Raw genomic sequence first — 13,664 nt, 5'->3', positions numbered from 1 at the left:
TGGGAACGAGAGAGGAAGAGTTGCCGCTGGCGCAACGCCTCAGTCCAAAGGCTTGATTTTTCTCGCCGGCACTCCTACGGCAGTGCAGCCGGCGGGCAGATGATGCACCACTACGGCCCCCGCGCCCACGGTGGTATGCGCCCCAATATGTACCTGGTGGATAACCGTGGCATTGGTGCCCAGGTATACGCCCGTGGCGAGGTGCGCCCCGCCGCCCACGTTGGCGTGAGGCATCAGGGAGCAGAAATCGTCGAGTACGCTGTCGTGGCCCAGCGTGCAGCCCAGGTTCAGTAATACGAAGCGGCCCAAACGGATATCACAGGTCAGGATGCAGCCGCGCTGGATAAGGCAGCCTTCCTGCAAAGCCACGCGCTGCTCGGCCCGCAGGGCTACATCGGGGTGAACCAGGGGCGGGAATGAAAGCAGCGGCGAGTGCAGGCGCTGCACCACGGCGGCCCGCGCGGCGCTGCTGCCTACCGCCACGGCCACGGCCAGCGGGGTAGGTTGGGCATTGAGGTCGGCCACGGTGCCCAGGTAGGGGAGGCCCGCCACGGCAGGGGTGGCCGGCGGTTGGTCGTCGTAGAAGCCCAGCAGCTGCCAGCTGGCCCCGGCAGCGTTGAGCTGGGCAATCAGCAGGGCTATCTCACGGCCCAGCCCTCCCGCCCCGACAAGTGCAATGGGCGTGACAGGTGGTAGCGCATCAGCCTCGTAGGCAGTAGAAAGCAGTTGGGTCATAGGCAGCGGAGCGACAGGCTCCGTGCCTGGCGCGTATCAGGCAGCCAGCAGGGCTTCGCCGTGCTGGCTGGTATCGAGCCCGTGGGTTTCGTTCTCGGCATTTACCCGGATGGGCACGATAAAGTTAGTGACCCGGTATAAAATCCAGGAGCCCCCAAACGTGAAGGTACCTACAACCAGCAGTGTCAGCAGGTGATACCCCAGCAGCGCCGCGCCGCCCCCGGTAAACAGCCCACCCTTCTGGGCGAAAAGCGCCGTGGCCAGCATACCCACAATGCCGCCTACTCCGTGGCACGGAAACACGTCGAGGGTATCGTCGAGCGTAGTGCGGTTTTTTAGGATAACGGCCCCAAAACTCACCCCCGACGCCAGAATACCGATGGCAATGGCTGGCCCGTAGGCCACGTACCCCGCCGCTGGCGTGATAGCCACCAGCCCGACCACCGCGCCCACGGCAGCTCCCATGGCGGAGGGGCGCTGCCCACGGGCTGCTTCCAGCACCATCCAGGTAAGCATGGCGGCGGCCGAAGCAAAGTGCGTGGTTACGAAGGCCTGCACGGCCTGGGCATTGGCCCCTAATGCGGAGCCCGCATTGAAGCCAAACCAGCCAAACCACAACAGGCCCGTGCCCAGGATAACGAACGGAATATTAACCGGCGTATGCGCGTGGCCGTCGAGGTGCGAGCGGCGGCGGCCAATGGCCAGCGCACCGGCCAGCGCCGCGAAACCAGCCGAAATATGCACAACCGTACCCCCGCAAAGTCGAGCACGCCCCATTTGGCCAAAAAGCCGTCGGGGTGCCAGGCCCAGTGCGCCAGCGGGCAGTAAATAAAAATGCTAAACAGGCAGATAAAAATCAGGTAGCCCCAGAACCGGATGCGCTCAGCAAAGCCGCCGCTGATGAGGGCCGGCGTAATGATGGCAAACTTGAGCTGAAAGGCGGCAAACAGCACGAGCGGCAGCCCCATGCCCAGGCGCGGGTGCGGGGCCGTACCCACGTTATCGAACATAAAGAACGTGCGCGGGTCGCCGATTACGCCCCCGATATCGTTGCCGAAAGCCAGTGAAAAGCCCACTACGTACCATAGCAAAGAAATGACTCCCAGTGAGATAAAGCTCTGCAGCATGGTAGAGATGATGCTGCCCCGGTTTACCATGCCACCGTAGAAAAAGGCCAGGCCCGGCGTCATGAGCAGCACCAATGCGGTCGAGAATAGCATCCAGGCTATATCTCCGGTTTGCATACTGTTGGGAGTGGCCTCGGGGTGATGATGCGGAACAAAAGCAGCTAGCAGCGCCAGAATCACGAGCACAGCCAGCGATGGGCGGGCAAGCAGTTGTTTGCGAGACATAAAATACCTGAAATAGCAGAATGACCTGTGCGAAGATAGGCAATTTTGTCAATTATTGGGTAGTTCCAGCTAAAGTCTATAAAAATTTAAGGGGTATTTGCAGATTAAGGTATACTAAATGAGGTAATGACCCTTTTGTCATAGGGTGCATGTTTTATCGTTGGCAGCTTACAAAATCCAGGCTGCTGGTAACCCTCGCGCAACCAGAATGGTATTAGCCGTGAGGAGGCTGCTTTTCCCAGCCGTCCGGCTGCGTATATGACTCATAAAAAGAAATGGCTGCTTTTTGCGCCGGCCGGCCTGATGGCTATTGGGGCCGGCGCCAGTATGGTTGACTGGGCGGGTTCGCTTAAAACCCAGGGCAAGCCTGCTGCTACGTGGGTACTGGCCGGCACCGGCGCCCTACTAGTGCTTAATGCCGGAGTAAGTCTTTTCGGGCGCGGAGTAGTTGAAAAAGTGCTGTACGAGCTACGCGAAAATCAGCCCGGTAAGTAAGCGAAACCCACAAAAAAAGCCCTGGCCGAAGCCAGGGCTTTTTAGATAAGCGCTGCAAAGACAGACTACTCAGTCTTGGCTTCCATTTTCTTGGTGCCGTGCTTCAGTTTAGCGCCGGCTTTCTGAGTGCCGTGCTTGATTTTGTGGCCGGCTTTCGTGGCTACGTTCTTGGTAGCTTCACCCGTATTTTCGATGGCCTGGCCAACATTGGTCTTGCCGGTTTTGGTGGTAGCTTTAACAGTACCGTTATCACGAACCTTCACTTCGGTAGTGGGGGTAGTTTGGGCAATAGCAGCGGTAGCAAACGCGCAGGTAGCGAGCAGCAGAATTACTTTTTTCATGACTGAAAGTGTGGGGAAAAGGTGTTTTCGGCTCTTTGTACGGGGCAGCTTAAGCTGGGTTGTCCGTCGTATAGCAGACTCTTTTCAAAGCCCGTGCCAGATTTGCTATAGGCTGCTAATAACCCGATGCTTAGGGCAAAAGCAGCGAGGAATCGCCGTAGCTTAAGAATCGGTAGCCGTGGTTAAGCGCATGGCTGTATACCCTGCGCCACTCCGGCCCGAGCAGCGCCGACACTAACAGCAATAACGTGCTTTCAGGTTGGTGAAAATTAGTAATCAGCCCCTGTGCCAGCCGAAACCGGTAGCCGGGCGCAATAAGCAGCTGTGTGCTGGCTTCAATAGCCGCCGAGCCGGTCGCATTGAGGTGATGGAGGAGCGCCTGCAACGCGGCTTCAGGCGCTACGTCGGCTTCGCCGGGCGCCAGGGGCGCGTAGGGCTGCCACTGCGCCACGCGCAGCTCGGCTGCGGCACTGGGCTGGCGGACCAGCGCTGCCCCGAGCCAGTACAGGCTTTCGAGGGTGCGCAGGCTGGTAGTACCTACCGCGATAACCGGGTGCGGCCGGTGGGCCAGCAGCTGCCGCAGCAAGCTGGCCTGCACAATAATCGGCTCGGCGTGCATGGGGTGGTCGGCCATTGTTTCGGCCTTCACTGGCTGAAAGGTGCCCGCCCCACGTGCAGCGTTACGTGGCCGGTGGCAATGCCGCGCCCGGCCAGTTCGGCCAGTAGCTCGGGCGTGAAGTGCAGGCCGGCCGTGGGGGCAGCCACGGCGCCTTCGTGAGCAGCGTACACCGTTTGGTAGCGCACGGCATCGGTGGCAGTGTCGGGGCGGTGCAGGTAGGGCGGCAGGGGCAGGTGGCCAGCCGCCCGCAGCACCTCGGCAAACGGCAGTGTGGCGGGCTCCCAGCGGAAGTCAACCAGGCTTTCGCCGCCGGCCTCGGTAGCCTGGCGCTCGGCCCATAGCGTAGCCGGCTGGTTATCAACTGTAAATTTTAAGCTTACCGGACCGCTTTTCCAGCGCCGGCCATTGCCCACCAGGCACCGCCAGGTGCAGGCACCGGTTTGCTGCAAGGCCGGCTCAATGGCGCGGTGCGGGGCCACCGGCTCGAGGCAAAAAAGCTCGACCCGGCCCCCGCTCGGCCGCTGGGCCAGCAGCCGGGCCCGCACCACGCGGGTGTCGTTAAAAATCAGCAGGGTATCAGCGGGCAGCTCGCCGGGCAGCCCACGGAAAACCGTATCGCTGATAACCCCCTGGCGACTTACCAGCAGCCGGCTGGCGGCCCGGTCGGGCAGGGGCTCGGGTGCGATACGGTCGGCGGGCAGGTCGTAGTGAAAATCCTGGATGCGGAGCTGGTGCGGGTCGATTGGGGTAGGCATAATAGGCAGCTTGAAGCTACAAAGGTCGGGCCGCCCGTTACTTGCGGCTTCAACCCCGTGCTTATATGCGCCTTCTGCCCATTCTTTTTCTAGCGCTGCCGCTGCTGGCGGCTGGCGCACCACCGGTTCATCCTTATGCCGATGCCACGCGCCGCCGCATTGCCACGGCCCAGGACGAACGCAACACGGCCGCACTTCTACCTTTTCTACAGGATAAAAACGCCACCTATCGGGCGGCGTCGACCGAAGCCCTGGCCTCGGTGCAGGATAAAAAAGCCGTGCCCGCGTTATTGCCCTTATTGCAGGATGCCAACCCTGCCGTGCGCCGCGCCGCTGCCTACGCCCTGGGCCAGACCGGCGACAGCACCGCCGTGCCAGCCCTGGCCCAGCGCCTCGCTCAGCCCGAGACAAATTCGCTGGCTCGCCGCGCTGCCTACGAGGCGCTGGGCCGCTGCGTCACCAAAAATTCGGTCAGTCAGCTTTATATGCTGAAAATACCCGGCCCCGACTCGTCTGCCGCGCCTGGCCGGGCCTGGGCGCTGTACCGCGCCAGCCTGCGCGGGTTGGCTACGCCCGAGGTGGTGCGCCAGGCCGTACTATTGTTGGGCCAGCCCGGCCTGAAGCTGGCTCCGGCGCGGGCCGGCGCATCGGCCGCCCTCACCCGCATGCGGGGCCAGGATTCAACGCTGGCTAGGGTAGCACTGCCGATTTTGCTGAAAACGGTGGCCAGCGACCCCGATTATTTCGTGCGGGAGAATTGCGCGTCGGCCCTGGGCCGGGTAAGTCGGCCGGCGGCGTGGGAGGCGCTGGTGAAAGCGGCCAGCACCGACGCCGATCATCGGGTGCGCATCGCCGCCTTGCGGGCGCTGCCGCTGCATTCTTTCATTGGCGTAGTAGCTAGCGTAGACCAGGGACTAACCAGGCCGCTGGCGCAGGAGTCGCTGGTGGCGGCCGAATGGCTGCTCAAGACGCCTACCGATAGCCTCTGGGCAAAGGCCGATTTTCTGCCTTATGTTCAGCGCGCTACGCACTGGCGCACCCGCGCCACACTCTTACAGGCCGCATTGCACCACGCCCGACCTGCGCACCGCCCGGCGCTGGCCGACACCATCCGCCGCCGCTACCAGCACACGCCCAATCAATACGAGAAAGCAGCTCTGCTCACCGCGCTCAGCGAAGACCCGGCGCAGCTCGATTTTCTAGCGAAAGAAGCCAGCCTGACCACCGGCCCGCCGGTGGTGCCCGGCGCCGCCTTGGCGGCGCTGGTGAGCCTGCGGGGGAATAAGAAATTCCCGGCGGCCCGGCAGGCCGACTTCACGGCCGCGCTACGTCGGGCGCTGGCCGGCGGCGACGTAGCCCAGCTGGCCACGGCAGCCGAGGCCTTTGCCAACCCCACGCTGGTGCCCGCGCCGCAGCCCGAAGACCTGGCTGCCTTGCGCCAGGCTCAGGGCAAGCTGGCCCTGCCCCGCGAAATTGAGGCCTGGCTGGGCTTGCAGCAGGCGTTGGATAAGCTCACCAAAGCTCCAAAGCCAACACCCGCGCCGGTCGGCCCCGCCAGCCAGCATCCCATCGACTGGGCGCTGGTGCAGACTATTCCGGTAGGCCAGAAAGTGCGCTTGACGACTACCAAAGGGATTATTGTGCTTGAGCTGAAAGTGGCCGAAGCTCCCGGTTCGGTCGCCAGCTTTGTGAGCTTAGTGAAAAAGCATTTCTACGATGGGCTGTATTTTCACCGCGTGGTGCCCGATTTTGTGGCGCAGGGCGGCGACCCGCGGGGCGATGGCTCGGGCAGCACGCCCTACAATCTGCGCTCCGAGTTTGCGCAGCTCACCTACGGCGCCGGGGCGGTGGGCCTGGCATCGGCCGGCAAGGATACCGAGAGCTGCCAGTTTTTCTTCACGCACCAGCCCACCCCGCACCTCGACGGGCGCTACACCATCTTTGCCCAGGTGGTGCAGGGAATGAGCGTAGTGCAGCAGCTCGAAATTGGCGATAAAATCCTGACCGCTAAGCTCAGTAACTAACCGCGCGGCTACCCGCGTTATTGCCTCCATCCTAAATATAAGCCTGCCAGGTGCTGATGAAAACCCGTTTTTTACTTTTGGGGTGTGTGCTGTTTGTGCTTGCCGACCTCGCCTGCACCTTCGTGCAGTACAATCGTATGGTGCTTGATGGTGATTTGACGGCCATCGTACTGCCTGCGCCGCACTATGCCGCCGTGCTGCACGACCCGTTTGGCTGGGCAGTGCTGGCCAAGAATGAGGTATATGCGGCGCCCAATCGGTTTTTTGCGCACGCTACCATGGCCGCTTACTTCCGGTTGGTGCCGGGTTGGCTGCACGCTTTTCTTACGCCCATCGCCAGCTTATATGCGTCAGCAGCTATATTCTCGGTGCTGGTGCAGGCCTTGCTGCTGTACGTGCTGGCTGTGTATGCTACCGGCACCGGCCAGCTCAGCAGCTGGCGGCTCTGGCTCGTGATGGCCTTGCTCGCCCCTTTTTTTCAGGCGCAGGGCTACGCGGGCGAGATGGCAATTATTCCGCAGGCTATCTCCTATACCTTCTTTTATCCGTGGCCGCTGCTGTTGCTGCTGGTGTGGCTGCTGCCTTTCTACCGGCTGGCCCAGGGACAGCCGTGGCGGCTGTCGGCCTGGGGAATGGTGGCAAGCCTGGGCCTGCTGTTGGTGCTGGCTTTCAACGGTCCCATTATTCCGGGTGTGGTAGCAGTGTTGCTGTTGGGCATCGGAGTGCGCCGGCTGTCGGAGCGCGCCAGCGGCCCCGCTCCGCTGGTCCTGCACTGGCAGCCCGCGCTACTGCTGGTCCTGCTGGGGCTGTTGTGCGCCTACTCGCTCTACATAGGCCGCAATAATGCGGAAAACCTTGAGCATACGCGCACGCTCTGGGAGCGCTATCAGCTGCTGCCAATGGGCGTATTTAAGCAATTAACGGGCAAGCTGGGAATGCCACTGCTGCTGGTGGTGTGCATGGGCAATGCCTACCTGTTGCGCCGCTGGGCCGCGCCCACGCCCGAAAACCGCCGCATCCGGCTGGTGCTACGCTGGGTGGGCTGGTTTGCGCTGGCCTACGTGCTATTGCTGCCGCTGGGTGGCTACCGCACTTACCGGCCCTATCTGCTGCGCTTCGACTCCATTTCGCCCATTACGCTGGGGCTGATTTTCTTCTATGCCCTCTCGGCCGGCTACTTGCTGCAAAATCTGGTCGGCCGGGCCCGTATTGCCTACGTAGTGGGCGTGGCGGCAGTATTCTTTATTTATGCCAATGCCGACCGCAAGCTACAGGTAGCCGATGGCAACGACTGCGAGCGCGCTGCCCTTACGCAGCTGGCCTGGGCACCGGCTAATCAGCCGGTTGTGCATCTTGACCAAAATTGTACGGTACTTTCCTGGAATCTGATTACCGACCCGGCTACCTCAGCAACCAATGCGGCCATGCTGGAGCAGTGGGGTATCACGCAGGGTACTAAGCAGTATTATCACTAAGTTGCCTGCCGGCAAGTGGTCGTGCCATTTTTGAGCTACGGCTTAAATTTGGAGTAATACTGCGGCCGACGAGCCATTGGTAATACCTGTTAAATTCTATATTCGCTGTCTGTTTCTATGCCTGTAGCACCCGCTTTTTCGCTTGCCAAGGTAGATGTTTACCTCGAACGCCTGACGAGTCTCACCGTCTTGTATCTGCCTCGGCTGGTAGCGGCCGTGGTATTGCTGGCCGTAGGCTGGTGGGTTATCGGCTGGCTTAGCCGGCTGGTAGCGGTGGCAACCGAGCGCCTCGATGTGTCGCTCAGCTCGTTTCTGACGAGCATGTTCAGCATCGCCCTAAAAGTGCTGCTGCTCATCTCGGCGGCGGGCATGGCGGGCTTCGAAACTACCTCGTTTGTAGCCATTCTGGGAGCTGCCGGCCTGGCCGTGGGCCTGGCACTGCAAGGCACGCTGGCTAACTTTGCGGGTGGGGTGCTTATTCTGGTTTTTAAGCCTTTTACCATCGGGGATGTCATTGAGAGCCAGGGTAAAAGTGGTACTGTACAAGCCATCCAGATTTTCAATACCATCCTGCTCACCTCGCAGGGCGATACCGTGATTTTGCCCAATGGCGCTACGTCCAACGGTGTTATTGTAAATAAAGCCCATCCCAAACAGGCGCTGGTTGAAGTGCCGCTGGAAATGGACAGTGCCACCAACCTCGATACCCTGCGTCAGCAAGCCCTGCCGCTGATGCAGCGCACCAGCCAGGCCCTGGCCGACCCAACCCCGCAGGTCAGCATCATTGCCCTCAAGCCCGGCGCAACTATGACCGTTGCCTTCCGCGTGCATACCGCGCCTGGGCAGGAAGAAGTCGTGCGCAACGAGCTGATAGAAAGTCTACAGCAGCTATTTGCCGCGCAGAAGCCCGCCGAATAAGAAGCTAAAAAGCACTGCCTGGCTCACTTCATGAAGTGAGCCAGGCAGTGCTTTTTACGTCGATACGACTTACACCGGCACTACCACTACTTTTTTCGTCTCGAAAAACTCGCCCTCAAAAAAATCCGCCAAATGCACCTCGCGCGCTACGAGGCCGCTCTCGGCAATCTCTTCGGTCAGGTCGCCGCCCTTGAGGTAGTAAAGGCCGGCACCGCGGGCAGGCTTGGCCTTGAAGCGGTGCGCTATCCAGGGATGAAACGTGGCCAGCCGGGCCACGGCGCGGCTCACCACAAAGTCGAATTTGGCGTGTACCTGCTCGGCGCGGATTTGCTCGGCCGTCACGTTGGTCAGGCCCAGGTCGGCGGCCATAAACTGCACCGCCCTGATTTTTTTGCCGATACTATCGACGAGGTGAAACTGCACTTCCGGAAATAGTATCGCCAGCGGCAGGCCCGGCAGGCCGCCGCCCGTGCCTACATCGAGTACCGAGCTGCCAGCCGGAAACTGCACCACCTTGGCAATGCCCAGCGAATGCAGAATGTGGCGCTCCAGCAGGTTGTCGGTGTCGGTGCGGGCCACCAGGTTTATTTGCGCGTTCCAGGCTTTAAACTCGGTTTCGAGGCGCGCAAACTGGGCCAGCTGCTGCTTAGTGAGGTTGGGGAAGTAGGTAGTGAGAAGGGACATGCAGAAGCGGCTAGGCACGGGAAAGGGCTAAAAAATAGTAGAACGTCATGCTGAGCTTGTCGAAACAGCTCTACCGCATCGTTGGATGAATCGGTAGAGCTGTTTTGGCAAGCTCAGCATGACGTTCTGTTGGTCATGCCGACGGCAAAATTAAATAAACTCTTTCTTGTCCTTCACCATGTCAAAGAGCAACTCGCGGGCGCGGTGCAGCTGGGCTTTCACGGTGCCGAGCGGGGCTTTCAGCTCAGTGGCGATTTCTTCGTAGCTCAGCTCGTCGAAGTAGCGCAGGCTCACCAGGCGCTGATATTTATCCGGCAGGCGCGACACCACGTGGCGCATGATTTCAATTTTCTGATTTTTAATCGTCGTGTCGGCCGGGTTGAGGTCGTTGTCGCGAAACTCAAGCTGAATCTCGTCGCCATCGCCCATTTTCACGGCCGAGTCGATACTCATGGTCTTGATTTTATTCTTGCGAATAAAATCGATGCAATTATTGGTGGCGATGCGAAACAGCCAGGTGCTGAACGCAAACTCGGGGTTGAACTTGTGCAGGTTCTTAAAAGCCTTGGCGAAGGCCTCAATGGTGAGGTCCTCGGCATCGTCGGGGTTGCGCACCATCTTGAGCACGACGTGAAACACCGGCTTTTTATAGATGTGCATCAGCTCAGCATAGGCCTTCTCATCGCCGTGGTCTACGGCGGCCCGGATAAGCTTGAAGTCATGCTTAGCCTTGGACGAGAACTGTTTCTGAATGTCAGCGGAGTTTACTTCCATTGGAGCGGGCGGCGCTTAAGCAGGGAAAGGCCCAGGCGCAGTAAAGAACAAAGTAAAGAAAATCGAGCACGGGCAAAGCCAGCGCGGGTAGTACGGTGCGCTGGCGGCGAGCCAGTGCAGTATAAGTAAAGCCGAGCAACAATGTTCGGGCCAACCAGATTATTCCCAAAGATACCAAGTTTTCTCGGGACAGTCCAAATGCCAGAATGGCGGGTGTCAGCAGGTAAAAAAGGGCGTTGCTACCCATAAAAAAGGCCAGGCGGCGGCGGTCGGCAGCCCGGTAGCGGCTGCCGGCCGAGAGGTGCCGCCGCTTCTGGCGCCACCACGCACGCCAGGTTGTGGCGGGTTGGCTCAGGGTTTGGGCCGCAGGGTCGGCCACCACGGCCACGCGGGCCCCGGCCGCTACTGCATCCTGCACCAGCAGGTCGTCGTCGCCGCTGAGGCGGCGGATATGACTGGCAAAGCCCTTGGTGCTGTTGAAGGTAGCTTTGGTGTACGCCAGGTTGCGGCCCACGCCCATGTAAGGCTTGCCGGCCCAGGCCAGGCTCAGGTATTGGGCGCCGGTAAGGAGGGTTTCGTAGCGGATGAGCTGATTGAGCAAGCCCGGTGCTTCGGCATAGGCCGAAAAGCCCAGCACAATATCGGCCCCGCTTTTTTGGCTAAAGCCGCGCTGCATCAATCGCAGCCAGTCGGGGCTGACAGGCCGGCAGTCGGCGTCGGTAAACAGCAGGTGCTCGTAGCGGGCCGCTTTTATGCCCAGGGTAAGCGCATATTTTTTGGGCGAAAAGCCGGCTGGCGTGTGCGTCACCGTCACAAGCCGGAAGCGGCCCGGGTAATACTGACTCAGCTGCTGGGCATACAGGTACGTATCGTCCTGGCTGCGGTCGTCGATGAGCACCAGCTCGAAGCCGGCCGCATAGTCCTGGCGCAGCAGCAGCGGCACCAGCTCGCGCAGGTTTTCCAGCTCGTTGTGTGCGCAGAGAATAATAGATACCGGCCGGGTATCGGGGCCCGGCTCGGTGGCTGCCGCCTCGGCCGGCCGGCGCGTAAACGGCCGGAAATAGCGGCCCCAAAACCACCCCTGCACCAGTAGCAAGGGCAGCAGCAGCAAGGCGGGAGGCAAGTGGGGGAGCGAGGGTAACAACACAGGACTAGCCGGCAAAGGTAAGTCGGCGGTAATTTTGTCAGAATGACGTTTGACTTACAAGCCCACGACCCGGGCACCAAGGCCCGCGCCGGCCGCCTTACCACTGCGCACGGCCCCATCGAGACGCCCATTTTTATGCCCGTCGGCACGGCCGGCACCGTAAAGGCCGTGGGCCAGCGCGAGCTGAAGCAGGATGTGCAGGCGCAGATTATTCTGGGCAATACCTATCATTTGTACCTGCGCCCCGGCCTCGACGTGCTGCAAGCCGCCGGCGGCTTGCATAAATTCAACGGCTGGGACCGGCCCATTCTCACCGACAGCGGCGGCTACCAGGTGTTTTCGCTCAGCGGCACCCGCAAGATTAAGGAGGAGGGCGTCACGTTTCGCTCGCACATCGACGGCTCGAAGCACTTGTTTTCGCCCGAAGGCGTGATGGATATTCAGCGCCGCATCGGGGCCGACATCATCATGGCCTTCGATGAGTGCACGCCCTGGCCCTGCGAGTACGACTACGCCCGCCGCTCGCTTGATATGACGCACCGTTGGCTTACCCGCTGCATCCAGCGCCTCGACACCACCGAGCCGCTATACGGCTACGAGCAGACGCTCTTTCCCATCGTGCAGGGCAGCACCTTCAAGGATTTGCGCCGGCAGTCAGCCGAGTTTGTGGCCGAGCAGGGCCGCGCTGGCAACGCCATCGGCGGCCTCAGCGTGGGCGAGCCCGCCGAGCTGATGTACGAGATGACCGAGCTGGTCTGCGATATACTGCCCCCGACAAGCCGCGCTACCTCATGGGCGTGGGCACCCCGGCCAATATTCTGGAGAACATAGCGTTAGGGATAGATATGTTCGACTGTGTAATGCCCACCCGCAATGCCCGCAACGGCATGCTCTTTACCACCCAGGGCATTATCAACGTCACCAATAAGAAGTGGGAGCTGGATTTTTCGCCCATCGACGAGGAGCTTGGCGGCCACGCCAGCACGTTTTACACTAAAGCGTACCTGCGCCACCTCTTTCAGGCCAAAGAAATGCTGGGTGCGCAGATTGCCTCGCAGCACAACCTCACCTTTTATCTGTGGCTGGTGAAGGAAGCACGCAAGCAAATCGTGGCCGGCACGTTTGGCGAGTGGAAAAAGGGTATGGTGGAGAAGCTAATGCGTAGGTTGTAGCTACAAGCTATATAATCGGCTGTCATTGCGAGACAGGCGACTTTGGTAGAAATCAACCACATGAAAATCCTCGACAAATACATCATCGGCAAGTTTCTCACCGCGTTTTTTTTCACGGTGCTGATGCTCGTGTCGGTGATTTGCGTGATTGACTACACGGAGAAGAACGACGACTTTCTGCACCACAGCCTCACGTTCTGGCACGTTTTTACGCATTATTATATCTACCTTTTTCCGTATTTTGCCAATCTGCTGGCGCCCATCACCATCTTCATCGCGGTGGTGTTTGTGACGTCGCGGCTGGCCGCGCGCACCGAACTGGTGGCCATGCTGGCCAGCGGCATGAGCTTTGAGCGACTGCTGGTGCCCTATGCCCTGGGGGCGGGTGTGATTGCGGTACTCACGTTTGGACTCATCAGCTGGGTTATCCCGAAGGGTACCAAGGAGATAGTGAAGTTTGAAAACCTGCACGTGCAGGAGCCCTGGAAATTTGAGGGGCGTAATATTCACGTCAAAATCGGGCCGCGCAGCTACGCCTACCTCGAGAGCTACGACGCTGAGCACAACATCGGCTACCGCTTTGCGCTCGAAACCATCGACAGCACCATTCTGCGCCGCCGCCTTACGGCCGATGCCCTGACGTGGGACTCGACCAAGCAGGCCTGGAAAATGACGCCCCAGACGGTGCGAACCTTTCACGGCCAAACCGGGGAAACCCTGCAAACTATTCCGGCCCGCGATACCACGCTCAACCTGTACCCCAAGGACTTTGCCAGCACCTATCGCCTGGCCGAAACGCTGACTTCGCCCGAGCTCAACGACCTGATTGCCACTAAAATCATGCGGGGCGCCAACGACACGGCCCAGTACCTGAGCGTGAAGTACGAGCGCTATGCCTACCCCTTCGATACGATTATCCTCACCATGATTGGCGTGGTGCTGAGTGCCCGCAAGAGCCGCGCCGGCGTGGGCGGGCAAATTGCGCTGGGCTTCGTGCTGGCGTTTGTCTTTATCATCTTCGTGATGCTCTCGCGCAACCTGGCCTCGGTGGGCAGCCTGCCGCCCATGCTGGCGGCCTGGGTGCCGGGGATGGTATTCTCAGTTATCGGCTTTTTTCTCTACCGGGTAGTACCCAAATAATTCGGGGCCTGGTGCCTGAGTTGTTTAACGAAC

10 protein-coding genes and 3 pseudogenes are annotated in these 13,664 nt (G+C 60.3%); 6 read left to right on the top strand and 7 right to left on the bottom strand.

Features of this window, described 5'->3' with window-relative positions:
- Positions 1 to 39 precede the first annotated feature (39 nt).
- Both GKZ67_RS13360 and GKZ67_RS13355 read right to left on the bottom strand, forming a co-directional pair.
- Positions 40 to 735: an acetyltransferase gene (locus tag GKZ67_RS13360; RefSeq protein ID WP_173243071.1), complete on the bottom strand. Its 696-nt coding sequence runs from the start codon at positions 733 to 735 to the stop codon at positions 40 to 42.
- A 36-nt stretch (positions 736 to 771) separates the two neighbouring features.
- Positions 772 to 1,925: pseudogene (locus GKZ67_RS13355) on the bottom strand (ammonium transporter).
- A 420-nt stretch (positions 1,926 to 2,345) separates the two neighbouring features.
- Between GKZ67_RS13355 and GKZ67_RS13350 the strand changes: the two are divergent.
- On the top strand, positions 2,346 to 2,582 hold the full coding sequence (locus tag GKZ67_RS13350; RefSeq protein ID WP_173243069.1) for a hypothetical protein: 237 nt from the start codon (positions 2,346 to 2,348) through the stop codon (positions 2,580 to 2,582).
- Between the two features lie 65 nt (positions 2,583 to 2,647).
- Here GKZ67_RS13350 and GKZ67_RS13345 read toward each other — a convergent pair whose 3' ends face one another.
- Both GKZ67_RS13345 and GKZ67_RS13340 read right to left on the bottom strand, forming a co-directional pair.
- On the bottom strand, positions 2,648 to 2,923 hold the full coding sequence (locus GKZ67_RS13345) for a hypothetical protein (RefSeq protein ID WP_151089442.1): 276 nt from the start codon (positions 2,921 to 2,923) through the stop codon (positions 2,648 to 2,650).
- A gap of 130 nt (positions 2,924 to 3,053) precedes the next feature.
- Positions 3,054 to 4,297: pseudogene (locus GKZ67_RS13340) on the bottom strand (S-adenosylmethionine:tRNA ribosyltransferase-isomerase).
- Between the two features lie 65 nt (positions 4,298 to 4,362).
- On the opposite strand from GKZ67_RS13340, the gene GKZ67_RS13335 reads away from it, so the two are divergent.
- The 3 genes from GKZ67_RS13335 to GKZ67_RS13325 all read left to right on the top strand — a co-directional run bounded on the left by GKZ67_RS13335 (position 4,363) and on the right by GKZ67_RS13325 (position 8,714).
- Positions 4,363 to 6,321: a peptidylprolyl isomerase gene (locus GKZ67_RS13335; RefSeq protein WP_173243067.1), complete on the top strand. Its 1,959-nt coding sequence runs from the start codon at positions 4,363 to 4,365 to the stop codon at positions 6,319 to 6,321.
- A gap of 86 nt (positions 6,322 to 6,407) precedes the next feature.
- Entirely contained in the window at positions 6,408 to 7,796 is a 1,389-nt protein-coding gene (locus GKZ67_RS13330; protein ID WP_173243065.1) for a hypothetical protein, read from the top strand.
- Positions 7,797 to 7,913: 117 nt separating this feature from the next.
- Entirely contained in the window at positions 7,914 to 8,714 is an 801-nt protein-coding gene (locus GKZ67_RS13325; protein ID WP_173243063.1) for a mechanosensitive ion channel family protein, read from the top strand.
- Positions 8,715 to 8,783: 69 nt separating this feature from the next.
- Here the strand turns inward: GKZ67_RS13325 and rsmG are convergent, their stop codons facing one another.
- The 3 genes from rsmG to GKZ67_RS13310 form a co-directional block, all read right to left on the bottom strand.
- A complete protein-coding gene (gene rsmG, locus GKZ67_RS13320; protein ID WP_173243061.1) occupies positions 8,784 to 9,398 on the bottom strand; it encodes a 16S rRNA (guanine(527)-N(7))-methyltransferase RsmG in 615 nt (204 codons plus the stop codon).
- Positions 9,399 to 9,548: 150 nt separating this feature from the next.
- On the bottom strand, positions 9,549 to 10,172 hold the full coding sequence (locus GKZ67_RS13315; protein ID WP_151089436.1) for an RNA polymerase sigma factor: 624 nt from the start codon (positions 10,170 to 10,172) through the stop codon (positions 9,549 to 9,551).
- Positions 10,153 to 11,295, bottom strand: a complete 1,143-nt coding sequence (locus tag GKZ67_RS13310) for a glycosyltransferase (RefSeq protein ID WP_173243059.1) — start codon at positions 11,293 to 11,295, stop codon at positions 10,153 to 10,155. Before GKZ67_RS13310 ends, GKZ67_RS13315 begins: the two co-directional genes overlap by 20 nt.
- 66 nt (positions 11,296 to 11,361) lie before the next feature.
- Between GKZ67_RS13310 and tgt the strand changes: the two are divergent.
- Both tgt and GKZ67_RS13300 read left to right on the top strand, forming a co-directional pair.
- Positions 11,362 to 12,491: pseudogene (gene tgt, locus GKZ67_RS13305) on the top strand (tRNA guanosine(34) transglycosylase Tgt).
- Between the two features lie 60 nt (positions 12,492 to 12,551).
- On the top strand, positions 12,552 to 13,631 hold the full coding sequence (locus GKZ67_RS13300; RefSeq protein WP_173243057.1) for an LptF/LptG family permease: 1,080 nt from the start codon (positions 12,552 to 12,554) through the stop codon (positions 13,629 to 13,631).
- The last annotated feature ends 33 nt before the right edge of the window (positions 13,632 to 13,664 follow it).

The sequence above is a fragment of the Hymenobacter sp. BRD67 genome (assembly GCF_013256425.1).
Lineage (GTDB): Bacteria > Bacteroidota > Bacteroidia > Cytophagales > Hymenobacteraceae > Hymenobacter.
This window is presented reverse-complemented; position numbering and strand designations above follow the sequence as displayed.